This window comes from Leucobacter manosquensis (assembly GCF_018304845.1).
Classification (GTDB): Bacteria; Actinomycetota; Actinomycetes; order Actinomycetales; family Microbacteriaceae; genus Leucobacter; species Leucobacter alluvii.
Map to the genome: position 1 here is coordinate 1,301,069 of NZ_JAFEVO010000001.1, position 25,927 is coordinate 1,326,995.

Consider the following 25,927-nt stretch of genomic DNA (forward strand, 5'->3'; position numbering starts at 1 on the left):
GGGCGTGGCGCAAGGGGTCGGGCTCTGCGTTTACTCCTGCTCCTTCGGGGAATGAGGGAGGTATGACTGAACCCGCAGTACCCGTGCACGCCGTGCTGTTCGATCGCGATGACACCCTCATCGTCGACGTTCCGTACAACGGCGACCCCGAGGCCGTGCGCCCGATGCCGTCGGCCCGCGCCGCGGTCGATCGGGTGCGGGCGGCCGGGATTCCCGTCGGCGTCATCAGCAATCAGTCGGGCATCGCTCGCGGGCTGCTGAGCGAGGAACAGGTGCGTCGCGTGAACGAACGCGTCGAGCAGTTGCTCGGCCCGTTCGACGTCTGGCGCATCTGCCCGCACGCCCCGCGCGACGCGTGCGACTGCCGCAAGCCGAGGCCGGGAATGATCGTGTCGGCTGCCGCTGAGCTCGGGGTGGCTGCTGAGAACGTCGTGATGATCGGCGATATCGGCGCCGACGTGAATGCGGCAGAAGCTGCGGGTGCGCGCGGCATCCTCGTACCGACTCGTCTCACGCTGCAGCAGGAGCGCGACGACGCGACGACGGTCGCCGAGACGATCGCGGAAGCGGTGGAGATCGCGCTCGGCAGCAGGTCTGGGGCGGAGCGATGAGCGCGCCGGTGCTCGTCGCCAGGCTCGACAGCATGGGCGACGTGCTCGTCTCGGGCCCGGCGGTTCGCGCTGTCGCGCACCAGGCAGAGGTCGTCATGCTGTGCGGGCCGTTGGGTGCGGGCGGAGCGGCTCTGCTGCCGGGCGTCAGCCGCACCATCGTCTGGGAGGCGCCGTGGATCTCGGAGCCCTGGCGCGAGGTGAGCCGAGAGCACGCCGAGCAGCTCATCGCGAGCGTGCGCGATACCGGCGCCGCAGAGGCGGTCATTCTCACCTCGTTCCACCAGTCGCCGCTCCCCCTGGCGCTCCTGCTGCGACTTGCGGGAGTGGAACGCATCACGGGCGCCTCCGTCGACCACCCCGGGTCCTTGCTCGACGTGCGACTGCGCCCCGGTGAGGATCTTCGCGAAGACATCCCTGAGCCGGAGCGCGCTCTCGCGATCGCGGAGGCCGCCGGGTACCCGAGCATGGACGACGGGCGTCTCGCGGTCGTGCCGACGCCTGACACCCGGGCGCTCACGGGCGGCGCGCCGTACGTCGCGCTGCATGCCGGCGCAGCGGTGGCGGCCAGGCGGTGGCCCGTTCTCCACTTCGCACGCCTCGCTCGGCTGCTCGGCCAGACCGGACGTCAGGTGGTGCTGACGGGGAGCGTCGGGGAGGCGGATCTCACCGGACGCATCCGCGCGGAGGCGCCGGAGGCGATCGACCTCGCGGGAGCGTGCTCGACGCTGGAGCTGGCAGGCGTGCTCGCTGGTGCGGACGTGCTGGTATCGGGAAACAGCGGACCGGCGCATCTGGCAGCTGCGGTCGGCACTCCCGTGGTGAGCCTGTTCTCACCGGTGGTGCCAGCCGTGAAATGGGCGCCGTACGGAGTCCCCGTGCGGCTGCTGGGCGACCAGCTCGCACCCTGCAAGGATTCGCGCGCCCGTGACTGCCCCGTCGCGGGGCACCCCTGCCTCGCCGGTGTGGCACCTGAAGCGGTGCTCGCGGCGATCGAGGAGCTCGAACCACTCGGACGCGACCGAGATCGCGCTCATCACGCACAGCCCGCGCGCGCAGTTCCGCGCGTGCAGGGCGTACAGGAAGGACGACGATGAAGATTTTGGTGTGGTACCTGCACGGCGGCTGGATGCAGGCGTTCCTGAGCGGTTCGCACGAGTATCTCGTGCCGGCGGAGCCGGGGCGCGACATGCCGCCGCTCCCCCCGCACGCCCGTCGCATCGAGGCGGCCGAACTCGCCAGCGTCGATGTCGACCTCGTCGTGCTGCAGCGCATCGAAGAGCTCGAGTGGGCCGAGTCGCTGCTCGGGCGGCGCCCCGGCCGAGACGTTCCGGCCGTGTTCGTCGAGCACAACACACCGAAGCACTCGCCGGTGGCAGAGCGTCACTTCCTGAGCGATCGCACGGACATCCCGGTCGTGCACGTCACGCACTTCAACCGCCTCATCTGGGACTGCGGCTCGGCACCGACGATCGTCATCGAGCACGGCATCCCCGACCCGGGTCTGCAGTACACGGGCGCCGTCGAAGCGCTCGGCGTCGTGATCAACGAACCAGTGCGGCGCGGGCGAGTCACGGGCACCGACCTGCTGCCCGCATTCGCGAGTGCCGGGCGGCTGGACTGCTTCGGGATCGCCACCGACCGTCTGCCGGCCGCACTTGATCTGGGGCCGGACCGTCTCCGCGTCGTCGGAGATCTGCCGACGGAGCGACTGCACGCGGAACTCGCCCAGCGTCGGGCCTACGTGCATCCGATGCGGTGGACATCCCTCGGACTCTCGTTGCTCGAGGCGATGTTCCTCGGCATGCCGGTGCTCGTGCTCGACGCCACCGAAGCTGCGCGCGCCGTGCCGCCCGAGGCCGGGGCCCGCTCGGCGGACCCGGCAGAACTGGTCGCGACCGCCGACCTGCTGCTCCTCGATCCCGACGAGGCGCATCGACGCGGTGCCGTCGCGCGAGAAGCCGCGATCGCGCGGTACGGCCTCCGGCGCTTCCTGGATGACTGGGACGCGGTCCTGGCCGACACCCGTGATGCCCACACCCGTCGCGCCCGGGCGCGCGTAGACGCCCCCCACCTGATCACCGAAGGAGCTTCATCGTGAAGATCGCCATGGTGTCCGAGCACGCCAATCCCCTCGCCACCCCGGGCAGCGTGGATGCCGGCGGCCAGAACGTGCACGTCGCCGCGCTGTCACGAGCGCTCGCGGAGCGCGGCCACCGGGTCACCGTGTTCACGCGCAGGGATGACCCGACCACCCCGACGCGCGTGCCCCTGTGCCCGGGAGTCGAAGTCGTGCATCTCACCGCGGGCCCGCAGCGCCACGTGCCGAAGGACAACCTCCTCCCGCACCTCCCGGCCCTCTCAGCTGGGCTCGCAGCTGCGTGGCGCTTCGACCGCCCCGACGTCGTGCACAGTCACTTCTGGATGTCGGGCATCGCCGCCCTCGACGCCGCAGCCGAGCGGGGCACGGGCCATCCGCCAGTGCTGCACACCTTCCATGCGCTCGGCTCGGTGAAGCGACGGTACCAGGGCGCTGCCGATACGAGCCCTGCCGAACGCGCGCGGCTCGAGCCGCTCGTGGGCCAGCGCGCAACTACAGTGATCGCCACGTGCCCGGACGAGGTCGCAGAACTGCGGCTCCTCGGCGTCCCGGAAGACCGCATCGAGATCGCTCCGTGCGGCGTCGACCTCGGCATGTTCCAGAACACCGGCCGCGCCGCCGCTCGAGGAGCGACCTTCCGCGTGCTCAGTCTCGGGCGCCTCGTCCCGCGGAAGGGCGTCGACATCGCCATCCGCGCAGTCGGTCTGCTGCATGAGCAGGGAATCGACGACGTCGAGCTGCACATCGTCGGGACCGGGGATGCGCCCGCCGGCGAATCCGGACCCGACGCCGAGACGGTCCGCCTCACGGCGCTCGCCGAATCACTCGGCGTCTCGGATCAGGTGCGATTCCTGGGCCGCGTGCCGCGCGATGACGTCCCGGCACTGATCCGCGAGGCCGACGCCGTCGTCTGCACCCCCTGGTACGAGCCGTTCGGCATCGTTCCCCTCGAGAGCATGGCCTGCGGCACACCGGTCGTCGCCGCGAACATCGGCGGCCTGGGAGACACGGTGGTCGACGGAGTGACCGGGCTGCTCGTGCCGCCGCAAGACGCACCGGCCGTCGCCGATGCATTCGCCCGGCTCCGTGCCGATCCCGCCTTCGCCGCGACGCTCGGGGCGGCGGGGCGCATGCGCGTCGAAGCCAGATACAGCTGGGAGCGCGTCGCCGCTCGCACCGAGCGCATCTACGAACGCGCACTGCAGCACACCAGACAACGCACCGACCGCGCTTCGAGCGCCCAATTCGCGGAGGCCGCACTATGACCACCCCAACGCTCACCCAGGCGCCGTTCGCCGCCGAGCGATCGACGGCGAACGCCGTCACCGACCACTTCGACGCGCTCGCGCAAGCTCTCGCTCAGGCTCGCCGGCACGCGACCCACCTGGAGGCATGGGGCGTCGAGCTCGCGACCCGACTCCGCGCGGGCAGACGCCTGCTGGTCGGCGGCAACGGCGGCTCGGCCGCCGAGGCTCAGCACCTCACCGCTGAGCTCGTCGGTCGCTATCGCGATGACCGCGCCGCCTACTCTGCGATCTCGCTGCACGCGGAGACGTCGAGCATCACCGCGATCGGCAACGACTACGGATTCGACCAGGTGTTCGCGCGTCAGGTGCGGGCGCACGCAAGAGCCGGAGACATCGTGCTGCTGCTCTCGACCAGCGGTGGCAGCCCGAACCTGCTCGAGGCCGCGCGCGCGGCAGAGGAGTCGGGCGCGACGAGCTGGGCGCTCACCGGGCCGGGACCGAATCCACTGGCGCGCCTCTGCGACGATGCGATCTGCTTGGACGGCGCGTCACCCCATGTGCAGGAGTGCCAGCTCGCGGCGATCCATGCGATGTGCGAAGTGTTCGACGCCTGCGTGGGAACGGAGCCCCAATCATGAAGATCGTCATTGTCGGAGACACGCTCCTCGACGAGGACATCGACGGCGTCGCGGAACGCTTCCAACCCGACGCCCCCGTCCCCGTGGTCGACGTGCAGACGCGCCGCTCCCGCGCGGGGGGCGCAGGGCTCGTCGCACGCATGCTGCAGCACGACGGGCACGACGTCACGCTCGTGACCGCGCTCTCCTCGGACGAACCGGGAGAGCGGCTCCGCGCCCACCTCGACGGCATCCACCTGGTCGCCGGGCTGCTGCCAGCCCCCACCCCGGTGAAGACGCGACTGCGAGCGGCCGGCCAGCCCGTCGCCCGCATCGACGACGGCTGCGGCGATCCCGTGCTGCCCCACATCACCCGGGAGATGCTCGGCGCCATCGGCGAGGCGGACGCGATCATCGTCTCCGACTACGGCCGCGCGCTCACGGCGCACCCTGAAATCCGGGTCGCCCTGCATCGACGGGGGTCGCGCGTACCGCTCGTCTGGGACCCGCATCCGCGGGGCGCCGATCCGGTTCCCTCTGCGAGCCTCGTGACGCCCAACCTCTCAGAGGCCGCGAAGGCCGCCGGCACCTCCGCCGACGCCGCGTCTGCAGCCGGTGCCGCCGCGCGCCTGCGAGAGCGCTGGGGGTGCGCGGCGGTCGTCGTCACGCTCGGCTCGGAAGGCGCGCTGCTGCTCGACGCCGATCACGCTCCAGCCCTCATCCCCGCACGTCCCGTCGACGCCGCCGACGCCTGCGGAGCCGGAGATCGTTTCGCCGCCTCGGCACTCCTCGCCCTCGCCGCCGGCGACTCCCTCCCCGACGCGGTGCGGAGCGCGGTCGACGCCGCCGGCGATTTCCTGTCGTCGGGAGGCGTCGCAGCGCTCGGCGCAACCGGGCTTCCACGTGCTCGTACTGCGGGCGCCGACGCCTTCGCGATCGCCGAGCAGGTGCGGAGTTCGGGCGGCACCGTCGTCGCGACGGGCGGATGCTTCGATCTGCTGCACGCGGGGCATGTGCGCACGCTCGCAGCCGCGCGCGGTCTCGGAGACTGCCTGATCGTGTGCCTGAACTCCGACGAATCGGTCCGCCGTCTCAAGGGCGATGAGCGTCCGCTCATCAGCGAGCACGATCGGGTGGAGCTGCTGACGGCGCTGAGCTGCGTCGACGCCGTCGTGGTGTTCGCCGAGGACGACCCCCAGGCCGTGCTCGACCGCCTGCGGCCCGACGTCTGGGTCAAAGGCGGCGACTACAGCGCCCAGGCCCTCCCCGAAGCCGCGCTCGTCGAGTCCTGGGGCGGGCGGGTCCTCACGCTCCCCTATCATCTCGGCCGGTCGACCACGGCCCTTGCTGAGGCCATCGCCCGTGTCGGCTGACACGATCCCCCGCGCGGCCCTGCGTCGCGCACTGCTCACCTCGTCCCACCTGAGAAAGGACCCTCGATGACCCTCTCCACCACTCCCTCCCCGCTCGGCCGCGTCCTCATCACCGGCGGGAGTTCCGGGCTCGGCGCCGCCGTGGCGCACGCCGTCGCTGAGGCGGGAGGCACCCCGGCCATCATCGATCTCGACGTCAGCGCCTGGCACGATCGCGCGGTCGCGCAGGCGGCCGACGTCTCCGACCGCGCGCAGGTGGAGTACGCCGTCGCCGCCATCGCCGAAGAGCTCGGCGGCATCGACGCCGTCGTCACCGCCGCCGGCATCGACCGGTGCGGTCGGCTCGAAGACGTGGACGCGACCGAGTGGGAGCGCGTCATCGGCGTGAATCTGCTCGGCACCGTATCGACGGTCCGCGCGGCGCTGCCGCACCTCGAGCGCGTCCACGGCCGCGTCGTGACGATCGCGTCTTCGCTCGCACTCCGCGCGCTCCCCGAGGCGACGGCCTATTGCGCCTCGAAGTTCGGGGTGCTCGGTTTCTCGCGAGCGCTCGCCGCAGAGACCGCGGGTCGTCTCGGCGTGACCACGTTGATTCCCGCCGGAATGCAGACGTCGTTCTTCGACGATCGACCCGAGCAGTACCGGCCGGCTGCCGACGCGCAACTCAACGATCCGGCCAACGTCGCCAGAGCCGTGCTCTTCGCCCTGCAGCAGCCACCGCGATCCGAGGTTCGCGAGCTCGTGATCGCCCCGGAGGACGAGCCGTCATGGCCGTAGCCCGGCGGCCGGAGCGCGCGCGATCCTCAGCGCGCGCGCTCCGCGAGCAGTGCTCGGGCGTCGGCCAGCACCGCTTCCGTGCTGACATCGGCGACGAACGAGTCATCGTGCTCGCATCTCGGCGCCGTCCATCCCACCTGGGTGCTGTCGAGGCCGCACACCGGGCAGTTCGTGGTCCACGACAGCTGCACCCGGTGCTCCCCCCGCCCCATCGGGCCGGCGTTGAGCAGGTTTCCGCACCAGAAGACCGACGCGGTCGACGTTCCGACCGCCTGGGCGAGGTGCCGGGGGCCGCTGTCGTTGGCCAGGCAGAGGTCGGCCGAGGCGAGCACACCGGGAAGTTCGTCGAACGAGAGCTTCCCCGCGAGATTCAGCGGTGCGGCAGCAGCTCCGGCTGCGACAGCCGCACGGACGAAGTCGTCCGCGAGCCGCTGCTCGGAGGCGTCGCCGATCACCGCGACCCCCGCGCCGGAGCGCGCCAGCTCCGCCGCGACCGCGCCGAAGCGTTCGACGGGCCAGCGGCGCCGCGGATCGGTCGCCCCGGGGTGCACGACCACGATCGGGCCGTCGGCTTCGCCCAGGCGGGCTCGGCCGAGCTCCACCTCTTCGGGCGCGACGATCACACGCGGTTCGAGATCGACGGGGGCTGCGCCCGCCAGCGCGGCGACCTCGAGCCATCGCATCACCTCGTGCTGGTAGTAGACGTACGGCAGCGATCGCTCGAGCGCGAGCGCATCATCGGTGCGCGTGCCGATCGTGCACCGGGCGCCGAGACCGGCCACGAACGGATTCGAGAAGCGGCCTCCTCCGTGCATCTGAGCGGCGAGGTCGTAGCCCGCTCCGCGCTGCTCGGCGATGAAGCGTCGCAGCGCCTCCGGGTCGACCGCTGCCCCGCTCGGTTCGTAAACGCCCTCCGCCACGGGCAGCCGCACGATGCGGTGCGGTGCGCCGACGCGGCCGTCGAGCAGTCGCGCCGCCGGCGTGCCGAGCAGCGTGATCTCGGCTTCCGGGTAGGCGGACGCGAGGGCCGTGATGGCCGGGAGCGCGAACAGCAGATCCCCGATACCGCCGCCGCGCAGCACTGCGATCTTCCGCACCCCGTCGATCTTCTCGCGCAGCGCACCGACGATCGGTCTCCTCGGGATCACCGCTGGCCCTGCAGCGTGGTCGGCGCCCTCCGAGGTGCGGTACGGGTCGTGCGGCATGTGTTCCTCCATCTCGCGATGACGTGTCCGGTATCCGGCGCGCAACGCGCCTGCTCTTCTTCTGCCCGCTTCGCCCCGGTTTCAAACGGACCGGTCATCGTTCCCCAGGAAAGGCGGTCGTGATGAACACGCTCGACAGCATCGCTCGCATTCGGGCGCGCCGGCCCCGCATCGCGGTGCTCGGCGATTTCTTGCTCGATCGATGGTGGCACGGCACCGTCGACCGCGTCGCTCGCGAGGCTCCGGCGCCCGTCGTCGAACTGGCCGGCGCCCGAGACCTTCCCGGCGGCGCCGCGAACACGGCGCGCAATCTGGCCGCGCTCGGGGCGGACGTGCTGGCCTTCGGCGCCATCGGCGCGGACGAGCCCGGCGATCGCCTCCGGGAGGGCCTGCGCGACGCGCACGTCGACGTCTCCGCGCTGCAGTGCGTCGACGGAGCGCGCACCACGACGAAGGCGCGCGTGTCGGTCGCGGATCATGTGCTCCTCAGACTCGACGACACGCAGCGCGAACCGTGGCCGGAACGCGTGCGGCACCGGCTCGTTGCCGAGTTGCGCGAGGCGGTGACCCAGTGCGATGCACTCGTGATCTGCGACTACGGCGCGGCCCTGCTCGACGACGCGATGATCGCCGAACTCGCCGAGCTGCCGCGAGCGGCGCTCCTCATCATCGACGCGCACGACCCTGCGCGCTGGTCCGCGCTCCGGCCCGACGTGATCACTCCGAACGCCGGCGAGACCGAGCGGCTGCTCGGCAGGCCGCTGGGCTCGGGTGAGGCACGCGTCGGGGCGGCCATCGATGCGGGCGAGGCTCTCCGCAGCCGGAGCGGGGCCCGGTCGGTGGTGGTCACGCTCGACCGAACGGGCACCGTGCTGCTGACGGACGGCGCCCGGCCGCATCGAACGCGGGCCCACGCGGCCCCGGAGCAGCAGGCGTCGGGAGCGGGCGACGTGTTCGTCTCCGCCCTCGCCGTCGCACGCGCAGCTGATTGCGAGCTCTCCGCTGCCGTCGACCTCGCGCAGCTCGCCGCAGACATCGCCGTCGAGCGCACGGGCACCTGCCGGTGCTCCCTCGATGAGCTCGAACTCCGCGCGACGGCCGCACCGGATCCGCAGATCTCCGTCGCAGAACTCGCACGGCGCCTGGACGCGCATCGCAACGCCGGAGCGCGCATCGTGTTCACGAATGGATGCTTCGACGTGCTCCACCGTGGGCACACGGCGTCGTTGAAGCAGGCCCGTCGTCTCGGCGATGTGCTCGTCGTCGCGTTGAACAGCGACGATTCCGCGCGACGCGTGAAGGGCCCTGGGCGGCCGGTGAACGGCATCCGGGACCGGGCGAATGTGCTGTCAGAGCTGTCCTGCGTCGACTACGTCACGGTGTTCGACGATGAGACGGCGTGCGCGACCATCCGCGAGCTGCGCCCGGACGTGTACGCGAAAGGCGGCGATTACACTCCCGAGATGCTGGAGGAGGCCGCGGAGATGCGTCGCATGGGCGGGGAGGTCGTGATCCTCGATTACGTCCCCGATCATTCGACCACCGAACTCATCGACCGGCTGCGTACGACGGCCGAAGCATGACCATGTTTGAACGGAGGAATGCTGTGCACTGGAACGTGCAGACGCACCGGAGGCGCGCGCGCCCCAGCCGGCGCGGTGCCGCGCACTGGGCGCGCCCTGCGGCCCAGCAGACGATCGAGATCGACGTACTGATTCCGACCGCCGATCGAGGGCCAGAGCTCGCCGTCACGCTCTCGGGGCTCGCGGCGCAGGACAACCCGGCGTTCCGAGTCGTCGTCAGCGACCAGTCCGAGGATCCCGTCGAGCAGGTTCCCGCCGTGAGCGCGATGATCCGCGTGCTTCGAGCGCAGGGCCGCGCCGTCGATGTGCACCGCCACCTGCCCCGCCGCGGGTTGGCGGAGCAGCGCGACTTCCTGCTGAGCTGCGCAGCCGCGCCGCGGGTGCTCTATCTCGACGACGACGTGTGGTTGGAGCCCGGCTCCCTGTCGAGACTCGACGCGTCCCTCTCGGAGCAGCGCTGCGGGTTCGTCGGGTACGCCGTGCAGGGGCTCTCGTTTCTCGACGACCCGAGGCCTGACGAGCTGAGCGCGTTCGAACCGTGGCCGCCGTCCGGCGTGCGCCCCGAGTACGTGCGCCCCGATACCCCGGAGCACGAGCGCTGGCCGCTGCACAACGCGGCGAATCTCGCTCATCTCGCGGCCCGTCTCGAACTGCAGGACGACGACCGCCTCGCCTACCGCGTGGCGTGGATCGGAGCGTGCGTGCTCTTCGATACCGCGGCCCTCCGATCAGCCGGCGGCTTCGCCTTCTGGCGCGAGCTGCCCGCGTACCACGTTGGCGAGGACCGCGTGGCGCAATGGCGGGTCATGGAGCGCCGCGGCGGCGCCGGCATCCTGCCGAGCGGCGCGGTGCACCTCGAAGCGCCCACGTCCATCGTCGATCGCCGCATCGAGGCGAGCGACGAGCTGTTCCCGGAGTCGGGATCCTCCCGGCCCGAGCCCCAGAAGAAAGGAGACGACATGTCAGCATCGAGCAACCCCATCGAGGTGCAGCGATCCCTCGGAGGCGTCGACTACCCAGCCGACCGGTCGGCACTCGTCGACGCAGCACGGAACTCCGGCGCCTCGGACGACGTGGTGCAGGCCCTCGAGGGTCTTCCCGACCAGACCTACGATTCGCCCACCGCGGTCAGCGAAGCGCTGAGCGACTGACGGCCTGTCCCGGCGGGCCCGCGCTCAGCGCGGCGCCCGGCGGGCCAGCAGGGCGAGCAGGCACTGCTCGTCGACGGTCAGGTGCGCCTGGGGCTTCATCTTCTCGCGGGCCGTTCGCAAGCGCTCCCGAGCTGCGGCGTCCTCCGCCAGCCCGAGCACTCTCGGGTCGATGTACGAGGACTTCGTGACCGCTGGAGTGTTGCCGAGCCGCTCCGCCGCAGCGCGGACCGCATCCCTGACGGCAGCGGCAGCGCGCTTCTGGGTGCGAAACGCATCTTCGTCGTGCTCGAGCAGCGACGAGAGGGCCATCCGACTGCCGCCCCACGTGCGAAAATCCTTCGCCGTGAACTCTTCGCCCATCACGCGTTTCACATACGCGTTCACATGCTTGCTCCGCACCTGGCGCGACACTCCCGTGTCTTCGAAGAAGCGGAAGACCTCGTCACCGGGAAGCTCTTCGAGCCGCGCGATCAGTCGCGCGATTCTCGGATCCGCCACTCGGCGCGCATGCCGTTTTCCGCTCTTGCCGACGAAATCGAACCGCACCGAGCTCCCGGTGGCCTCGATGTGCTCCTCCCGGAGCGTCGTCACGCCGTAACTGCCGTGCTTCGCCGCGTACTCCTCATTGCCGACGCGGAAGAACTCGAGGTCGATGAGTCGGATCACGCACGCGACGACGCGTTCTCTTCCGAGGCGTTTGCGACGCAGATCTCGGTCAACGCGGGCGCGCAGCTTCGGAAGAGCGGTGCCGAACCTGCCCAGGCGGGCGAACTTCTCCCGCTCGCGACGCTGTCGGAACCGCGGGTGGTAGATCATCTGCGTGCGCCCGGCAGCGTCGATGCCTCTGGCGAGCACCTTGGCGGACGGCCCGCGCGCGATGCGCACGTCCGTCCACGCCGGAGGGATCGCGAGCGACTCGATCCGGGCGATCTCCTTCGCGGCGGTCACACGGCGACCGTCTCGCCGATAGACGAAGCCATCCCCGTCGACTTCCCGAGTGATCGGGCCCCCACGACCGCCGCGACGGCCCGATCCGCTCATCGGCGCTCCTGCACCCCGGACGCACGGTAGAGGTCGAGCAGCCCGGAGACGCCGCCCTCGCGAAAGCTCGAGAGCTGCCGCTGCGCCGGGCCGCCGAATGTGCGGAGATCGCCGAGATACTGCTCGACGCGCTGGGCGTCGCCGAAGCGCTCCAGCGATCGCTCGGCGAACCCGAACATCTCGTCGAGGACCGCGGCCGCCGGATGCGCGGTCCCGCGCACCGGGTCGATGATCGCGGAGGAGAGTCCATCCCGCGCGGCCATCCAGATCGCTCCGTTCACGAGACCGGGAGTGACGCGCTCCTCCTCGCGGCCGTACTCCGCGTCGTCGAGGATGCGGTCGACCAGTCCTCGCACGAGCAGCGCGAACGAGACGGCTCCTTCCGGCTCGAGCTGCGCGTCGGCGATGCGCAGCTCGATCGTCGGGAATCGCTCCGAGAGACGCGCGACCCAGGTGACGATGCCCGGATCGATCAGAATGCCCGTGTCGACGAGGCTGACGACCGTCCGCTCGTACTCAGCCCCCGACGAGAACTCCGGCGGGTACCCGGCGAGCGGCCACGCCATGCTCTTGATATGGCGCCAACTCGCGAGCCCCGTCTCCTCACCGCACCAGATGGGTGAGTTCGCCGAGATCGCGAGCAGTGCCGGAGCCCAGCGAGCCAGCCCCCGGAGGGCGGCTACGCCGGCGTCGCGCGACGGCACCGACACATGCACGTGCGTTCCGGTGACGTACTGATGCGCCGCAGCGGCCCGCAACTCGGATCTGATCTCGCGGTATCTGGCCTTCGGGGTGACCGAGCCCTCGTGCTCTCCCCCGACCGGTGGCAGGCCGGTGCCCGCGAGCACTGCCCCCACATCCGCTGCAGCAGCACCCGCGATGGAGCGGAAGCTGCGCAGCGCCTCGTCGGCCTGGCGCGCTTCCGTGCAGACCGGTGACGCGGTTTCGAGTTGGCTGGAGAAGAACTCGCGGTCCGCCTCGCGGCGCAGCTCCGGCCGCCGCTCCACGATCTGCGCTGCGCGATCGATGGGGGCGCCCGTTTCGGCGTCGAGCAGGAGGAACTCCTCCTCGACGCCGAAGCTGCGGGTCTCGGTCTCGGCAGTTCCCACGCTCAGACGGCCTCTCCGGCGTCGAGGTCGGTCTCGGTGTCTTCCGCGCGACGCGCGGGAGAGGATGCGACATCCTCGCCGAGTTCTTCGAGCGCTTCTCGGGGATCGTCGGACGTCACCTCCACCGCTTGCTCGTCATCTGCCGACACGAGCGGGCGATCCTCATCGCGGTGATCGGTCACCGTGAGGTCCTCGTCCCCGTCGATCTCATCCGTTGGCTCCCAGATTTCGGCCATGGCCGTCCCCTTCCTTCGGTGGTGCTGTGCTGCGGTGCGGGCTCAGACGGCCGTGCCGTCGCTCGGTCGAGCGACCGAGCCGCGCCACGCACCCGATTCGAATCCATTCGATTCGAGCAGACGGGCGAATTCCTTCAGGTCTTTGCCGACCTGAGCGTCGTCGAGCTGCAGTGCAGCGCCTGCGTGCTCGACGAAGCCCTCTGGCTCCCAGTCGAGCTGCAGACGCACTCGCGTCTTGTTCTCATCGAGTCGATGGAAGGTGACGACACCAGCGTGCGACGGTCCGGAGATGCTGTTCCACGCGACGCGCTCGTCCGGGACCTGCTCCGTGATCTTCGCGAGGAAGTCGCGTTCGACGCCTGCGACCTTGACGCGCCAGTTCAACGTGGTCTCGTCCACCTGCTTCACCTCTTCGACGCCGCCCATGAATGCCGGGAAGTCTTCGAACTGCGTCCACTGGTTGTAGACGGTGCGGATGGGAAGGTCGATATCGATGTCGCTGCTGACAGTATTCATCTCGGTGCACTCCTATCGTCGTGTCGAAGAACCGATCATGGTTGATCATCGATTCACTGACGAGCGTATTGCTCGGCGCCCGATGCTGTCAGCGGGGTTGATTTCGCAGGCGCCCATCAGTATTCGCACGCGCTCGGCCCGAGGCGAGCCGTACTCGCACGCGCTCGGCGAGAGGCGACTCAGTCGGAGCCGATGACGATGCCGGTGCGCAACTCGACGAGGCGCGCGAGCACCGCCGCGACGGCAGCCGGGTCTGGCACTCGGCCCGTGGCGGCCGTCTCCCCCTCGCCGACTTTGATGCCCAGATCGTCGGGACCGAGCACCGCGAACGCGTCTTCATCGGTGACGTCGTCGCCGATGAAGAGCACCGGCCCCGGCGGAAGCGCCTCGCGAATGGTCTGCAGCACCGTTCCTTTGTCGGAAGCGCGTACCGAGAACTCGCGGACCTGCTTGCCCTCACGCACGTGCAGCCCCTCCGCGACGCCGAATTCGACGGCCGCAGCGAGCAATTCGCGGCCGTACTCTGGGTCCGCGACTTCCCGCGTGTGCACGGCGACGCCGAACGGCTTGCGCTCGAGGCGCACGCCGGGCTCGGACCCGAGCACGCGCTCGAAACGCCGGGTGATGCGATCGAGTCGATCGGATTCCTCATCGGTCGGCTCCCCCGAGCCGTTCGTCCCGACGACTCCTGAGACATCGAATCCCGTGAGCTCAGAACCGTGCGACCCGGAGACGATCCACCCCTCGCTGCCGGTGCCGGTGTCGGCCAGCCCGCCCAGCGAGCGCCCGGTCAGCAGCGCCACGCGCACGCCGGGCGCAGCACTCAGCATCTCCAGCGCCTGCCGCGCCCTGGGCAGCATCCGCGCGTCCTGCGGCCGAGGCACGATCGGAGCGATCGTGCCGTCGAAGTCGGTCGCCACGAGCAGTGATGACGCCGTCGCGATGCGCCGGAGCCGGTCACCGACGCTGCGCGGCACGAACGCCTGCGGCACCAGCGAGACCGGTCCGGTCGCTCCCTCGGCCGTGCCATTCGCCTGCGCCGTCGCCCGGGTCTCGGAGATCGAGGTCATCGACCCGAGAAACGCGGAGGCCCAGTGCTCGACGTCGTTGTCGTGCACTGCGCGCCGCATCCCCTGCATGCGCCGGCGCTGCTCCTCCTGCGGCATGTGCGTCGCCCGGAGGAACGCGGCCTTCAAGCCCTCGATGTCGTGCGGATTCACGAGCAGCGCATCCTTCAGCTCATCGGCGGCGCCCGCGAACTCGCTCAGGACGAGCACGCCCTGCTCGTCCTCGCGACAGGCGACGTACTCCTTCGCCACGAGGTTCATCCCGTCGCGCAGCGGCGTGACGAGCAGCACGTCGGCCGCGAGATACAGCGCCACCATCTCCTCGCGGGAATACCCGCGATGCAGATACACGAGCGGAGAGTGGCCGATCGTGCCTCGCTCGCCGTTCAGCCGGCCGACGGTGAGCTCGACCTCGTTGCGCAGCTGACGGTACGCGTCGACCTGCTCGCGGCTCGGGCTCGCCACCTGCACGAGCACGATGTTCGATGCATCGATCTCGTCGTCGGCGAGCAACTCGTCGAACGCCTTCAAACGGTGACGAATGCCCTTCGTGTAGTCGAGCCGATCGACGCCCAGCATCACCGTCTTCGGGTCGCCGAGTTCGGCCCTGATCTCGCGAGCGCGCTGCTGCGTCTCGGGGCGCCGCGCCACCTCGGCGAACGCCGCTGCATCGATCGAGATGGGGAACTCCTGCGCGAGCACCGTGCGCCCCGGGGCATCCGGCGTGGCCGGGAGCACCATCGTGTTGCCGAGCGCCTGGGTGTGCGTGTAGCGCTCGGCGATCGTGCGGAAGCTGATCGCGTCGGGAACGCGCTGGAAGCCGATGACGTCCGCCCCGAGCAGCCCTTGGATGATGCTGCGACGCCAGGGCAGCTGCTCGAAGAGCCCGCGCGGCGGGAAGGGGATGTGGAGGAAGAACCCGATCGTGAGATCGGGGCGCAGCTCCCGCAGCATGGCCGGTACGAGCTGCAGCTGGTAGTCGTGGATCCAGGCGACCGCTCCTTGAGCCGCGGTCTCGGCCACGCGCTCGGCGAAGCGTCGATTGACCTTGACGTACCGGTCCCACCAGTGACGGTGATACTCGGGCGGCGCGATCACGTCGTGGTACAGCGGCCACAGGGTGCCGTTCGAGAACCCCTCGTAGTAGCGCTCGACATCGTCGTGCGAGAGCTCGACGGGCTCGAGCCGCATGCGGCCGATCTCGAACGGCTCGATGTGCTCGTCCTCACTCCCGGCCCACCCGACCCAGACGCAGCCGAGCTGCTCCACGATCGGCTCGACGGCCGTCACGAGACCGCCCGGCGACGTACGCCAGGACGTCGTCCCGTCTGCCGCCACCACCCGATCCACAGGCAATCGGTTCGACACCATCACGAGCTCGCGCCCTCCGGTCAAATCCTGCATTCCGGTCATCGCACCTCCCAGCGGCTTCATCCGAAGTCTACTCAGCGCCCGCCGTGCGCGCTCCCCCTTGACGCGCGTTCCGCCGGCATGGAAACCGCCGACCGCGCGGGGCATTACAGTGGTCGGGTGAACCGCTCAGTGACTGACGACCGCGTCCGATACCGCGCCGACCCCTCGGTACTCACCGCGCTGCGGTCGCCGCGCCTGCTGACGCGGGAGGCCCTCGCCGGGTTGGTCGTCGCTCTCGCCCTGATCCCTGAGGCGATCGCCTTCTCGGTCATCGCCGGCGTCGACCCGAAGGTCGGCCTCTTCTCCTCGTTCATCATGGCCATCACCATCGCCTTCGTGGGCGGCCGGCCGGCGATGGTCACCGCAGCGACCGGGGCCGTGGCGCTCGTGATCGCTCCGGTGGCTCCCACCTACGGCATGGACATGTTCATCGCGACGGTCATCCTCGCCGGTGTCTTCCAGATCGTGCTCGCCGCCTGCGGCGTCGCGAAGCTCATGCGCTTCATTCCCCGCAGCGTGATGGTGGGGTTCGTGAACGCTCTGGCGATCCTCGTCTTCATGTCGCAGCTGCCCCACCTCATCGGCGTGCCGTGGCTCGTCTACCCGCTCGTCGTGCTCGGCATCGCGATCCTCGTCGTCTTCCCGAGGATCACGAAGGTCGTGCCGGCGCCGCTGATCGCGGTCATCGCCGTCACCGTCGTCGTCGTCTCCGCGCGCATCGCCGTCCCGACCGTCGGCGACCAGGGCGAACTGCCGCGGAGTCTCCCCGAGCTCTTCATCCCGGATGTTCCGCTGACGTGGGAGACGTTCACCATCATCGCCCCGTTCGCGTGCGCGATGGCGCTGGTCGGGCTGATGGAGTCTCTGATGACGGCGAAGCTCGTGGACGAGATCACCGATACCCACTCGAACAAGACGCGCGAGAGCTGGGGCCAGGGGGTCGCGAACATGATGTCGGGCATCTTCGGCGGCATGGGCGGCTGCGCCGTCATCGGGCAGACGATGATCAACGTCAAGGCATCGGGCGCGCGCACCCGCATCTCGACGTTCCTCGCCGGCGTCTTCCTGCTCGTGCTGATCGTGGCGCTCGGCGACATCGTCGCGCTGATTCCGATGGCCGCGCTCGTCGCCGTCATGATCATGGTCTCGATCGGCGCGTTCGACTGGCACTCGATCGCGCCGGCCACGCTGCGCCGTCTCCCGCGCAGCGAAACGCTCGTCATGGTCGCGACCGTCGCACTGGTGGTGGCGACGCACAACCTCGCGATCGGAGTGATCGGCGGCGTACTGATCGCCTCGGTGCTCTTCGCCCGCCGGGTCGCGCGCGTGGTCGACGTGCGCCGCGAGCTGCGCGACGAGCACGGTGTCGCCGGCGCGATCGCGCACTACACCGTCACGGGCGAGCTCTTCTTCGCGTCGAGCAACGATCTGACCACGCTCTTCGAGTACCACAGCGACCCCCCGCGCGTCGTCATCGACCTGACCGCGGCGCACGTCTGGGATGCGTCGACGGTCGCCGCGCTCGACGCGATCGAGACCAAGTACGCGCAGTACGGGGCGGCCGTCGAGTTCGTCGGCATGAACCCAGACAGCCGCACCATGCACGAACGATTGACCGGAGAACTCGGCGGCAGCGTCTAGGCCGCTCCCCCGGCTCCCGCTGCCCGCGAGCCGAAGTGCGCGCAACCCGGCAATTCCCGGGGTGGTGTGGCAAGCTGCCTGTCACTGGACTGAAGAGGGGCGGCCACCATGTCGATGACCGAACTGTCGCACGAGCCGGTCCCGGCCGCACCCGCCCAATCAGTGCATCCGAGCGTACTCGCGCAGCGCATCGGCGATACGCTCGCGCAGGTCATCCAAGGTCAGCGAGGGGTGATCGAGACGGTGGTCACCACCGTGTTCGCGGGCGGCCACCTCCTCCTCGAAGATGTTCCGGGAGTCGGCAAGACGACGCTCGCGACGGCCCTCGCACGATCCATCAGCGCCGATGCGCGCCGCATCCAGTTCACATCGGACATGCTCCCGACCGACGTGACCGGCCTCTCGGTGTACGACCAGGAGAGCCGTCGCTTCCAGTTCCACCCCGGGCCGATCTTCGCGAACATCGTGATCGGCGACGAGGTGAACCGGGCCACGCCGAAAACGCAGTCCGCGCTGCTCGAAGCCATGGAGGAGCGGTCGGTGACGGTCGACGGCAGCACCCACCGCCTCCCCGAGCTCTTCGTCGTCGTCGCGACGCAGAACCCGCAGGACATGGAGGGGACCTTCGCGCTCCCGGAGGCGCAACGCGACCGTTTCATGACGCGCATCTCGCTCGGGTACCCCGATCCCGCGTCCGAGCTGCGCATGCTGCTCGCGAAGTCGGATCAGGATCGCCGCGACGTCGTCCCACCCATCGCATCGGTGGAGGAGGTGCGAGCCGCGCAGCGCGCGGTCGCCAGCGTGCACCTCTCCGCGGAAGTCGGAGCCTACATCGTCGACCTCATCAACGCGACGCCGCCCGCGCGCCTCCGTGCACCTGAGCCGGATGAGCCGGGCCAGGGCAGCCGTGCTCGGGCGCGACTTCGTGTCACCCGACGATGTCGCCGCCCTCGCGACGACGGTGCTCTCGCACCGCCTCGTGCCGCGCGGCAGGTTCGCCCGCGCCGACGAGGCCGCACGTGCCGCGACCGAGATCGTCGAGGAGATCGTCGCTCGAACCCCGCTGCGATGATGCGCGGCAGCCGCGCGGAATCCCCGGGCTGGTCGGCAACGCTGACGCCTCGCGGCTGGGCGTGCGCACTCGGCGCGGGTCTGGTCGGGGCGAGCTGGTACGCGATCGGCCTGCGCGATGTCTGGTACCTCGCCTGGTTGCTCGGAGCACTCGTCGTCGTCGCACTCGCCTGCGCCCTGGTCAGCGGTCTGCTCGCTCGCTTCGACGTGCGGGTCCGACTCGACGAGCCCGCACCGTTCGTCGGCTCGATCGTGGTGTGCACGGCCACCGTCTCCCACCGGCTGCCGTGGACGGCGTCGGGTCGCCTCGTGTGGGATGCGGCCGGCCTGAAGGCTTCCGCGCCACTGCGGTGGGTGCGAGGATCCGATGCCGTCGGCGTCTTCGACTGGCACGCGAGCGCGCGAGGGCCGCAGGAGGTGCGCGTGGCCGCCGTCGGCATCGTGGACCCCCTGGGCCTCGTGCGATTCGATGCGCAGACGCACGCCGTCGCCCCGGTGACCGTCCTGCCCCGCGCCCTCCCGGGGCTCCCCGAGCTGCTCGAAGCCGAGGTGACCTCGTTGTTTGGCGGCGATGCGGGAACCGCGGCGAACGGCATCGGCGACGGGGGCATCGGCGGAGGCGCGCTCCGCGAGTACCGTCGTGGTGACGCCTCCCGGCAGATCAACTGGAAGCAGAGCGCCAGGCAGGGCGAGTGGCTCGTGAACCTCCCCGAGCCTGCGACACGCTCCGAACGGGCGCTCCGCCTCGACTGCGACGCCGACGCCTACCGATCGGATGCAGAGTTCGAGGTCGCCGTCTCGGCTGCCGCCGCGATCGTCACCCACTGGGCGCGCTTCGGCCACGTCGTCGAGGTGCAGTGCGCGGGGCAGCGTGCCGCGATCAGCGGAGACGTCGACGTGCTGCTGCGAGCGCTCGCAGCAGCACGGTGCGAGGCCGACGACGACGCGGACGAGGCGACGGCGGAGCTGCTCCCCGGGATCGTGGTCACCGGGATCGTGCAGCGCCGGCTCATGCGCGCTCTCGAGATGTCTGCGGCCGGCGGCACGCTCGTCACCGTGGGGGCCGCGCAGGGCGCGCTGCCCGGCGCCTGGCGAGCGCTTCCGGTGCGGGAGCCCTCATGAGTGCGCTGCGGCGCGCGGGCCGCGGGCCGGCCGCAACCGGGCGGAGTGCGGCCCCGCCTGGCACGGTCGCGGCAGACGATCGCATGTCGCCGCCTCGGTTGTGGATCGCCGGAGGCCTGCTGCTGCTGCTCTGGATCGTGGTGCTGACGGCGCTCACCCGCGTGTTCGTCTGGGGATCCTGGTGGCCGTCCGCCGTCGGCATCACCGGAGCGACCATCGCGGCCGCCTGCGCGGTGCGGGCCGGGCGCCCGAAGCGCGGCGCTCTGGCTGGCATGACCGGCTTCGCAGCCGGCCTTGGAGTATGGGCCGCGCTCCTCGTCACCAGCGGCCGGGCCGTCGACTGGTGGATCGAACCTGCCGCGGTCTTCGAGCAGGTGCAGGTGCGCATCGTCGGAGGCTCGGCGCCGCTCGTCGTTTCCGGACCGCTGACCGAGCTGCTCCTCGCGACCGTGCTGCTCGTCGCAGGGGCGACGACCCTGCTGCTCGTACTGACCGAATCCCCGCTGCTCGCCGGAGCACTCGTCGCACTCGTGCTCCTCGTCCCTGCAGCCGTCACCGGAGTCTCGATCGGCATCACCGCGTGGAGCGCGTCGCTCCTGATGCTGGGCCTCCTCGCGTGGATCGGCTCCGGATCACCGAGGTGGCACGGCATCGGAGCGGGCCTCCTCGCGGGGGCGCTCGCCGTCGGCGCGATGGCCATCACCCCCGCGACGCAGGACCGCGTGTGGAACGACTCGCTCTTCCCCTCACCCGTGTCGCGAACGGTTCCCGACGTGACGCTCGCGCTGGCGGAGGATCTCCAGGAGCGCAGCAGCGCCCCAGCGTTCAGTTTCACGAGCTCGGCTCCTGGGCCGCTGCGGTTCACGCTCGCGACGCTCGCAGAGTTCGACGGCGGGCAGTGGCAGCCCCAGCAGGAGCTCGCGGCGAATCGCGCCGACGTGAGCCAGGAGCGGTCACCGGCGCAGCTGCCGCCGACCGCTTCGGATTCGGCACCGCCCGCGCCCGCGCGCACGGTGACCATCACCATCGACGGGCTGCTGAGCTCGTGGCTCCCGCTGCCGCAATCCACCACCGTCGTGCATCCGAGCCGTGACGGAGACGAGTTCCAGGCCGAGCGGTGGTGGTGGTCGGCGGCGTCCAACACGGCGCAGACCGAACGCGATATCACCCGGCGCGGGTACCGCTACACCGCGGAGGCCGCTCCCCTCGACGCGGGCCAGTTGCCGGCGGACGGGCTCGCCTCGTTGCCGGAGAGCGCAACCGCCCTGATCCGGGACCCGGAGGCCGGCGCACCGATCACCCCCTACCTCGCACTTCCCGATGGGATTCCCCATGCGGTGTCCTCGGCGGCCGCTGATGTGGCTGCCGGGCGAACGAGTCGGATCGCGGTCGGCCGGGCGCTTCAGGACTGGTTCCGCAGCGGAGCGTTCAGCTACGACGAGGCCGCGCCGTATCAGCCGGGCGCCGACCCCGACGATCCCTATGCCGTCATGACGGAGTTTCTGGAGACGCGACAGGGCTTCTGCGTGCACTACGCCGCGACCTTCGCCGTCATGGCTCGAGAGCTCGGCGTACCGACCCGCGTGGCCGTGGGGTACGCGAGCCGCGCGGAGGCCAACGAGTCGACGGTCGTGCTGGGGCGCGAACTGCATGCCTGGCCGGAGATCTACGTCGATGACCTCGGTTGGGTGGCCTTCGAACCGACACCGGGCGGAGCAGGGGCACTGGCGGACGGAGACGGGCCGTCGGGCGCGGATCCGAGTGACGCGCCGGACCCGACCTCCGCACCGGCGGAGCAGCCGACCGATCTCACCCAACCGACCGAGGATGCCCCGGATGCTCCCGCGGAGGCGACCGCAGCTGGCGCCGAAACCGAGAGCAGCCCAGCGGCGCCGGCGACGCTGCCGAGCATGCTCGCGACCGCAGCCGGAGCACTGCTGCTCCTCGGTGCGGCACTGAGCGTTCCCGCCGCTCGACGGGACCGGCGCAGGCGACGCCGAGCGCGCGCGATGCGCAGCGCCACTGCTCCGGCGTCAGCTGCATGGGAGGAGCTGCGCGATACGGCCTCCGATCTCGGCTTCGACGCGGTCGATGGGGCTGCTGCCCCACGCGCGCAGACCTCGGGCGCCCTGCTCGAGCACTGGGAGCGCGCGGGGGTACTCTCCGGAGCGCCGGCTCTCGCGGCGCGCAGGATCGCCGCAGCGATGTCGGCCGAGCGCTATGGAGCGGGTTCTCCGAGAGGCGAAGCTCCGAGCGACGGCGCGGATGTCTCGGACGTCTCCGATGTCTCGGGTGACGCGGATGACTCCGGTCGTGAATCCGACCGCCGCTCCGATATGGAACGCGATCTCGACGCGACCGTCGCGGCGCTGCGCGACGTGGCCGGCCCCGCGCGCCGCGCCAGGGCCCGCTGGATGCCGCGATCGGTGCTGCGCGGGCGTCTCGGTGCCCTCGCCTCGACACCAGCGGCACCAGCACGCTGATTCGCAGCCCTAGGGTGTGCAGGCGACGCAGCGCTCGCGAAACGGGCGCACCTCGAGCTGGCCGACGGGAATCGGCTCTCCGCACTGCGCGCACACGCCGTACGTGCCAGCGTCGAGCCGCCGCAGCGCGTCCGCGGCTTGTCGGGCGTCGTCGCGAGCGGAGTCGAGCAGCCCGGCGAGCAGCGACCATCTCGCCGACAACGGCTCGCCGTCGGGATCGTGCTCGTCGTCGTCCACCGCGCTTCGTCGAGCGCTCGTCAACGCTGCGATGTCGTGCTCCAGCTTCGACACGCGCGCGCCGATGCGATCCTGCTCGGAGACGAGCAGCGCCCGAACACGGTCTGCGTGCTCCATGTGCGCTCCTCCCGCCGCTGCCCCGGTGGGCCTCAGCATACGACAACGGCCCGGAACCCCGTTGATTTCTCAACGCAGCTCCGGGCCGTTTCCGTCGGGATGACAGGATTTGAACCTGCGACCCCGTCGTCCCGAACGACGTGCGCTACCAAGCTGCGCCACATCCCGATTGCGTGTTTCACGCAAGGAATACTCTAGCGGTTTCCCTGCGAATCACGAAAACGGGGGCGCTCCGGACGTGTCGCCCCTCCCTCCCCACTGCGAGCGGGGTCACTCTTCGTGGGTGTCGCGATGGCAACACGCACGAAGAGTGACCCCGCTCCCAGAAGTGGGCGCGCGTTGGAGAAGTGGGCGTGCGGCGGAGAAGTGGGCGTGCGACGGAGAAGTGGGCGTGCGGCGCAGCGTTGGAGCGGCGCAGCGGCGTCAGACGGTGAGCGACGCCAGGAGCGCGTCGACCGCGCCCGGCCACTCGCCTAGGAGGCTCAGCGTGCCCACGGGATCGTCCCCGGCGTCGACCGCGACCGCGCGGTGCACGGCGAGCCGAGCGAACTCCGTCTCGGCGATCGTCGCCGCCCCCTCCGAGAGCACCCGCACCGCTGCGAGGTCGGGCACGGGTTCGCCCGCGGATCCGGTGCCCCGCACCCGCACCGAGGGTTCGCGCTCGGCCGAGTTCCCCTCGGCATCCTGCGTGAACTCGCGACTGCCGTGCTCGCCGCGCACGATCGCGCCGGAGAGCACTGCGCGGAAGACCGGATCGCCGATCGCGTCGTACGCCCAGCGCGTACCGAGCATCCCGTGCTCCATGGTGCCGACGACGAAGTCGTCACCGTCGTCCAGCGCGGCCCCGCGGTAGGCGAGCGGCACGTGGTACACGACTTCGTCACCTGCGGTGAACACGTGACCTTCGAGGCCGACCTCGCCTTCGGGATCGTCGAAGCGGTAGGCGCCGACGGGCGCGAGTCGTGCGGCATCGCCCGCGAACCACGGCTGCGCCGGCAGCCACGCTGCGAGCAGATCGTACTTTGACGGGCTCAGGGTGGTGCGGTGAATGATCGACATGATCCGATCCTACGACCGGCCCTCGGAGCGCGTCGAGCCTTCCGAACAGCACGAGGGCCCCGGCCCGCGCACCTGCGCGAGTCGGGGCCCTCCGGGCGAACCCGTGCTACTTCTGGTTCTTGAGACGCGATGCCGAGCGGGCACGCAGGGTCGCTGCGAGCTCGACCTTGCGAATGCGCACGTTCTCGGGCGTCACCTCGACGCACTCGTCCTCGCGGGCGAACTCCAGGCACTCCTCCAGCGTGAGCTTGCGGGGCGGCGTCATCGACTCGAAGGTGTCCGCAGCAGCCGAACGCATGTTCGTCAGCTTCTTCTCCTTGGTGATGTTCACGTCCATGTCCTCGGAGCGCGAGTTCTCGCCGATGACCATGCCCTCGTAGACCTCTTCGGTGGGCTGCACGAAGAAGCTCATGCGCTCCTGGAGGTTGATGATCGCGAACGGCGTCACGACACCCGAGCGGTCGGAGACGATCGACCCGTTGTTGCGGGTCGTGATCGTTCCGGCCCATTCGCCGTAGCCGTGCGAGATCGCGTTCGCGATGCCGGTGCCGCGAGTGATGGTCATGAACTCCGAGCGGAAGCCGATGAGACCGCGAGCGGGAACGATGAACTCCATGCGCACCCAGCCGGTGCCGTTGTTCACCATGTTCTCCATGCGCCCCTTGCGCGCTGCGAGCAGCTGCGTGATCGCACCGAGGTGCTCTTCAGGGGTGTCGATGGTGAGGTGCTCGTAGGGCTCGTGCTTCTTGCCGTCGATCTCCTTGGTGACCACCTGGGGCTTGCCGACGGTGAGCTCGAAGCCTTCGCGGCGCATGTTCTCGACGAGGATCGCGAGTGCGAGCTCTCCACGACCCTGCACCTCCCACGCGTCGGGACGACCGACGTCGAGCACGCGCAGCGACACGTTGCCGATGAGCTCGCGATCGAGGCGGTCCTTGATCATGCGCGCGGTGAGCTTGTGGCCCTTCACCTTGCCGACGAGCGGCGACGTGTTCGCGCCGATGGTCATCGAGATCGCGGGCTCGTCGACCGTGATGACGGGCAGGGGTCGCACGTCTTCGGCGTCGGCGATCGTCTCGCCGATGGTGATCTCGGGAATGCCGGCCATCGCGACAATGTCGCCGGGGCCAGCCTTCTCGGCGGGGAAACGGGTGAGCGCCTTCGTGAGCATGAGCTCGGTGACGCGCACGTTCTGCACATTGCCGTCGTGGCGCACCCAGGCGACGGTCTCGCCCTTCTTGATCCAGCCGTGGTGCACGCGCAGCAGCGCGATGCGGCCGAGGAAGGGCGACGAGTCGAGGTTCGTGACGTGCGCCTGCAGCGGGAACGTGTCGTCGAACTGGGGCGCCGGCACGCGCTCCAGGATCGTCTGGAAGAGTGGCTCGAGATCCGGGTTGTTCGGCAGCTCGCCGTCGCCGGGACGCTCGTGCGAGGCGGCACCGGCGCGACCCGAGAGGTACACGGTCGGCACGTCGAGCACGGCGTCGACGTCGATGTCAGGGTGATCCTCCGAGAGGTCTGATGCGAGACCGAGCAGGAGGTCCTGCGCCTCGCCCTCGACCTCTTCGATGCGCGCGTCGGGGCGGTCGGTCTTGTTCACCGCGAGGATCACGGGGAGCTTCGACTCGAGCGCCTTGCGCAGCACGAAGCGCGTCTGGGGCAGCGGGCCCTCGGAGGCGTCGACGAGGAGCACGACTCCGTCGACCATCGAGAGCGCGCGCTCCACCTCGCCGCCGAAGTCGGCGTGGCCGGGCGTATCGACGACGTTGATGATGATGGGCCCGCCGGTGGCGTGCTCGCCCTCGTAGGTGATGGCCGTGTTCTTGGCCAGAATGGTGATGCCCTTCTCGCGCTCGAGGTCGTTCGAGTCCATGACCCGATCGTCGACCTCGGTGTGCGCGTCGAAGGAGTTGGTCTGACGCAGCATGGCGTCGACGAGGGTGGTCTTGCCATGGTCGACGTGTGCGACGATGGCGACGTTGCGGAGGTCATCGCGAGTGGCGAGAGCCATAAGTAGTAGAGTCCTAACGAGACGAGTGAGCGTCGGCGCGGCGGGATGCCGGCCACGGAGCGGGATCGCCCCGCGGTGGCGCCGAAAGACGCCGACGCACTATTCTAGCGGGTCTCTTCGTGAACGACCCGCGAATACTGAG

General features: G+C 70.3%; 21 protein-coding genes and 1 tRNA gene. 12 read left to right on the top strand and 10 right to left on the bottom strand.

Going from position 1 to position 25,927, the window contains the following annotated elements:
- Window positions 1-62: 62 nt before the first annotated feature.
- The 7 genes from JSQ98_RS06005 to JSQ98_RS06035 all read left to right on the top strand — a co-directional run bounded on the left by JSQ98_RS06005 (window position 63) and on the right by JSQ98_RS06035 (window position 6,723).
- Window positions 63-611: a D-glycero-alpha-D-manno-heptose-1,7-bisphosphate 7-phosphatase gene (locus tag JSQ98_RS06005; RefSeq protein ID WP_211648798.1), complete on the top strand. Its 549-nt coding sequence runs from the start codon at window positions 63-65 to the stop codon at window positions 609-611.
- Window positions 608-1,705 (top strand): glycosyltransferase family 9 protein, encoded by a 1,098-nt coding sequence (locus JSQ98_RS06010; RefSeq protein WP_211648799.1) that lies wholly within the window; start codon window positions 608-610, stop codon window positions 1,703-1,705. The genes JSQ98_RS06005 and JSQ98_RS06010 overlap by 4 nt, the downstream gene beginning before the upstream one ends.
- A complete protein-coding gene (locus JSQ98_RS06015) occupies window positions 1,702-2,709 on the top strand; it encodes a glycosyltransferase (protein ID WP_211648800.1) in 1,008 nt (335 codons plus the stop codon). The genes JSQ98_RS06010 and JSQ98_RS06015 overlap by 4 nt, the downstream gene beginning before the upstream one ends.
- The gene (locus JSQ98_RS06020) at window positions 2,706-3,974 is read left to right on the top strand and encodes a glycosyltransferase (RefSeq protein WP_211648801.1); all 1,269 of its coding nucleotides are present in this window, start codon (window positions 2,706-2,708) and stop codon (window positions 3,972-3,974) included. The genes JSQ98_RS06015 and JSQ98_RS06020 overlap by 4 nt, the downstream gene beginning before the upstream one ends.
- Window positions 3,971-4,594 (top strand): D-sedoheptulose-7-phosphate isomerase, encoded by a 624-nt coding sequence (locus tag JSQ98_RS06025; protein ID WP_211648802.1) that lies wholly within the window; start codon window positions 3,971-3,973, stop codon window positions 4,592-4,594. Before JSQ98_RS06020 ends, JSQ98_RS06025 begins: the two co-directional genes overlap by 4 nt.
- Window positions 4,591-5,946, top strand: a complete 1,356-nt coding sequence (rfaE2, locus tag JSQ98_RS06030) for a D-glycero-beta-D-manno-heptose 1-phosphate adenylyltransferase (protein ID WP_211648803.1) — start codon at window positions 4,591-4,593, stop codon at window positions 5,944-5,946. Before JSQ98_RS06025 ends, rfaE2 begins: the two co-directional genes overlap by 4 nt.
- A 66-nt stretch (window positions 5,947-6,012) precedes the next feature.
- Entirely contained in the window at window positions 6,013-6,723 is a 711-nt protein-coding gene (locus JSQ98_RS06035) for an SDR family oxidoreductase (RefSeq protein ID WP_200331427.1), read from the top strand.
- A gap of 26 nt (window positions 6,724-6,749) precedes the next feature.
- Here the strand turns inward: JSQ98_RS06035 and JSQ98_RS06040 are convergent, their stop codons facing one another.
- On the bottom strand, window positions 6,750-7,928 hold the full coding sequence (locus JSQ98_RS06040) for a glycosyltransferase family 9 protein (RefSeq protein ID WP_211648804.1): 1,179 nt from the start codon (window positions 7,926-7,928) through the stop codon (window positions 6,750-6,752).
- Between the two features lie 122 nt (window positions 7,929-8,050).
- Between JSQ98_RS06040 and JSQ98_RS06045 the strand changes: the two genes are divergently transcribed.
- Both JSQ98_RS06045 and JSQ98_RS06050 read left to right on the top strand, forming a co-directional pair.
- A complete protein-coding gene (locus JSQ98_RS06045) occupies window positions 8,051-9,511 on the top strand; it encodes a PfkB family carbohydrate kinase (RefSeq protein ID WP_211648805.1) in 1,461 nt (486 codons plus the stop codon).
- Complete coding sequence (locus tag JSQ98_RS06050) at window positions 9,508-10,662, top strand: DUF2795 domain-containing protein (protein ID WP_249290760.1); 1,155 nt, start codon at window positions 9,508-9,510, stop codon at window positions 10,660-10,662. Before JSQ98_RS06045 ends, JSQ98_RS06050 begins: the two co-directional genes overlap by 4 nt.
- A 24-nt stretch (window positions 10,663-10,686) precedes the next feature.
- Here JSQ98_RS06050 and JSQ98_RS06055 read toward each other — a convergent pair whose 3' ends face one another.
- The 5 genes from JSQ98_RS06055 to JSQ98_RS06075 form a co-directional block, all read right to left on the bottom strand.
- Window positions 10,687-11,703, bottom strand: a complete 1,017-nt coding sequence (locus JSQ98_RS06055; RefSeq protein WP_211648807.1) for a DNA topoisomerase IB — start codon at window positions 11,701-11,703, stop codon at window positions 10,687-10,689.
- The gene (locus JSQ98_RS06060) at window positions 11,700-12,812 is read right to left on the bottom strand and encodes a carboxylate-amine ligase (protein WP_211648809.1); all 1,113 of its coding nucleotides are present in this window, start codon (window positions 12,810-12,812) and stop codon (window positions 11,700-11,702) included. The genes JSQ98_RS06055 and JSQ98_RS06060 overlap by 4 nt, the downstream gene beginning before the upstream one ends.
- A gap of 2 nt (window positions 12,813-12,814) precedes the next feature.
- On the bottom strand, window positions 12,815-13,048 hold the full coding sequence (locus tag JSQ98_RS06065; RefSeq protein ID WP_211648810.1) for a hypothetical protein: 234 nt from the start codon (window positions 13,046-13,048) through the stop codon (window positions 12,815-12,817).
- Window positions 13,049-13,090: 42 nt separating this feature from the next.
- Window positions 13,091-13,564: an SRPBCC family protein gene (locus JSQ98_RS06070; protein ID WP_090150745.1), complete on the bottom strand. Its 474-nt coding sequence runs from the start codon at window positions 13,562-13,564 to the stop codon at window positions 13,091-13,093.
- Between the two features lie 179 nt (window positions 13,565-13,743).
- Window positions 13,744-16,044 (bottom strand): bifunctional alpha,alpha-trehalose-phosphate synthase (UDP-forming)/trehalose-phosphatase, encoded by a 2,301-nt coding sequence (locus tag JSQ98_RS06075; RefSeq protein ID WP_090150749.1) that lies wholly within the window; start codon window positions 16,042-16,044, stop codon window positions 13,744-13,746.
- Between the two features lie 78 nt (window positions 16,045-16,122).
- Between JSQ98_RS06075 and JSQ98_RS06080 the strand changes: the two genes are divergently transcribed.
- The 3 genes from JSQ98_RS06080 (at window position 16,123) to JSQ98_RS06095 (ending at window position 22,361) form a co-directional block, all read left to right on the top strand.
- Entirely contained in the window at window positions 16,123-17,685 is a 1,563-nt protein-coding gene (locus JSQ98_RS06080) for a SulP family inorganic anion transporter (protein WP_176698363.1), read from the top strand.
- Window positions 17,686-17,793: 108 nt separating this feature from the next.
- A complete protein-coding gene (locus JSQ98_RS15495; protein ID WP_430413597.1) occupies window positions 17,794-19,878 on the top strand; it encodes an AAA family ATPase in 2,085 nt (694 codons plus the stop codon).
- Window positions 19,875-22,361 (top strand): transglutaminase TgpA family protein, encoded by a 2,487-nt coding sequence (locus tag JSQ98_RS06095; protein WP_211648812.1) that lies wholly within the window; start codon window positions 19,875-19,877, stop codon window positions 22,359-22,361. The genes JSQ98_RS15495 and JSQ98_RS06095 overlap by 4 nt, the downstream gene beginning before the upstream one ends.
- Before the next feature lie 9 nt (window positions 22,362-22,370).
- On the opposite strand, the gene JSQ98_RS06100 is transcribed toward JSQ98_RS06095, so the two are convergent.
- The 4 genes from JSQ98_RS06100 to typA all read right to left on the bottom strand — a co-directional run bounded on the left by JSQ98_RS06100 (window position 22,371) and on the right by typA (window position 25,785).
- Entirely contained in the window at window positions 22,371-22,715 is a 345-nt protein-coding gene (locus JSQ98_RS06100; RefSeq protein WP_211648813.1) for a TraR/DksA family transcriptional regulator, read from the bottom strand.
- 94 nt (window positions 22,716-22,809) lie between these two features.
- A tRNA-Pro gene (locus tag JSQ98_RS06105) sits at window positions 22,810-22,883 on the bottom strand.
- Between the two features lie 255 nt (window positions 22,884-23,138).
- Window positions 23,139-23,774, bottom strand: a complete 636-nt coding sequence (locus tag JSQ98_RS06110) for a maltokinase N-terminal cap-like domain-containing protein (protein ID WP_211648814.1) — start codon at window positions 23,772-23,774, stop codon at window positions 23,139-23,141.
- Window positions 23,775-23,880: 106 nt separating this feature from the next.
- Entirely contained in the window at window positions 23,881-25,785 is a 1,905-nt protein-coding gene (gene typA / locus JSQ98_RS06115; RefSeq protein ID WP_090150771.1) for a translational GTPase TypA, read from the bottom strand.
- Between the last annotated feature and the right edge of the window lie 142 nt (window positions 25,786-25,927).

What these genes read in the sequence shown, in the direction of transcription:
- JSQ98_RS06005 (WP_211648798.1), top strand. Translation starts at nt 63, where the DNA reads ATGACTGAACCCGCAGTACCCGTGCACGCCGTGCTGTTCGATCGCGAT.
- JSQ98_RS06010 (WP_211648799.1), top strand. Translation starts at nt 608, where the DNA reads ATGAGCGCGCCGGTGCTCGTCGCCAGGCTCGACAGCATGGGCGACGTG.
- JSQ98_RS06015 (WP_211648800.1), top strand. Translation starts at nt 1,702, where the DNA reads ATGAAGATTTTGGTGTGGTACCTGCACGGCGGCTGGATGCAGGCGTTC.
- JSQ98_RS06025 (WP_211648802.1), top strand. Translation starts at nt 3,971, where the DNA reads ATGACCACCCCAACGCTCACCCAGGCGCCGTTCGCCGCCGAGCGATCG.
- rfaE2 (WP_211648803.1), top strand. Translation starts at nt 4,591, where the DNA reads ATGAAGATCGTCATTGTCGGAGACACGCTCCTCGACGAGGACATCGAC.
- JSQ98_RS06035 (WP_200331427.1), top strand. Translation starts at nt 6,013, where the DNA reads ATGACCCTCTCCACCACTCCCTCCCCGCTCGGCCGCGTCCTCATCACC.
- JSQ98_RS06040 (WP_211648804.1), bottom strand. Translation starts at nt 7,928, where the DNA reads ATGCCGCACGACCCGTACCGCACCTCGGAGGGCGCCGACCACGCTGCA.
- JSQ98_RS06045 (WP_211648805.1), top strand. Translation starts at nt 8,051, where the DNA reads ATGAACACGCTCGACAGCATCGCTCGCATTCGGGCGCGCCGGCCCCGC.
- JSQ98_RS06050 (WP_249290760.1), top strand. Translation starts at nt 9,508, where the DNA reads ATGACCATGTTTGAACGGAGGAATGCTGTGCACTGGAACGTGCAGACG.
- JSQ98_RS06055 (WP_211648807.1), bottom strand. Translation starts at nt 11,703, where the DNA reads ATGAGCGGATCGGGCCGTCGCGGCGGTCGTGGGGGCCCGATCACTCGG.
- JSQ98_RS06065 (WP_211648810.1), bottom strand. Translation starts at nt 13,048, where the DNA reads ATGGCCGAAATCTGGGAGCCAACGGATGAGATCGACGGGGACGAGGAC.
- JSQ98_RS06070 (WP_090150745.1), bottom strand. Translation starts at nt 13,564, where the DNA reads ATGAATACTGTCAGCAGCGACATCGATATCGACCTTCCCATCCGCACC.
- JSQ98_RS06075 (WP_090150749.1), bottom strand. Translation starts at nt 16,044, where the DNA reads ATGACCGGAATGCAGGATTTGACCGGAGGGCGCGAGCTCGTGATGGTG.
- JSQ98_RS06080 (WP_176698363.1), top strand. Translation starts at nt 16,123, where the DNA reads ATGGAAACCGCCGACCGCGCGGGGCATTACAGTGGTCGGGTGAACCGC.
- JSQ98_RS15495 (WP_430413597.1), top strand. Translation starts at nt 17,794, where the DNA reads ATGTCGATGACCGAACTGTCGCACGAGCCGGTCCCGGCCGCACCCGCC.
- JSQ98_RS06095 (WP_211648812.1), top strand. Translation starts at nt 19,875, where the DNA reads ATGAGTGCGCTGCGGCGCGCGGGCCGCGGGCCGGCCGCAACCGGGCGG.
- JSQ98_RS06100 (WP_211648813.1), bottom strand. Translation starts at nt 22,715, where the DNA reads ATGGAGCACGCAGACCGTGTTCGGGCGCTGCTCGTCTCCGAGCAGGAT.
- JSQ98_RS06110 (WP_211648814.1), bottom strand. Translation starts at nt 23,774, where the DNA reads ATGTCGATCATTCACCGCACCACCCTGAGCCCGTCAAAGTACGATCTG.
- typA (WP_090150771.1), bottom strand. Translation starts at nt 25,785, where the DNA reads ATGGCTCTCGCCACTCGCGATGACCTCCGCAACGTCGCCATCGTCGCA.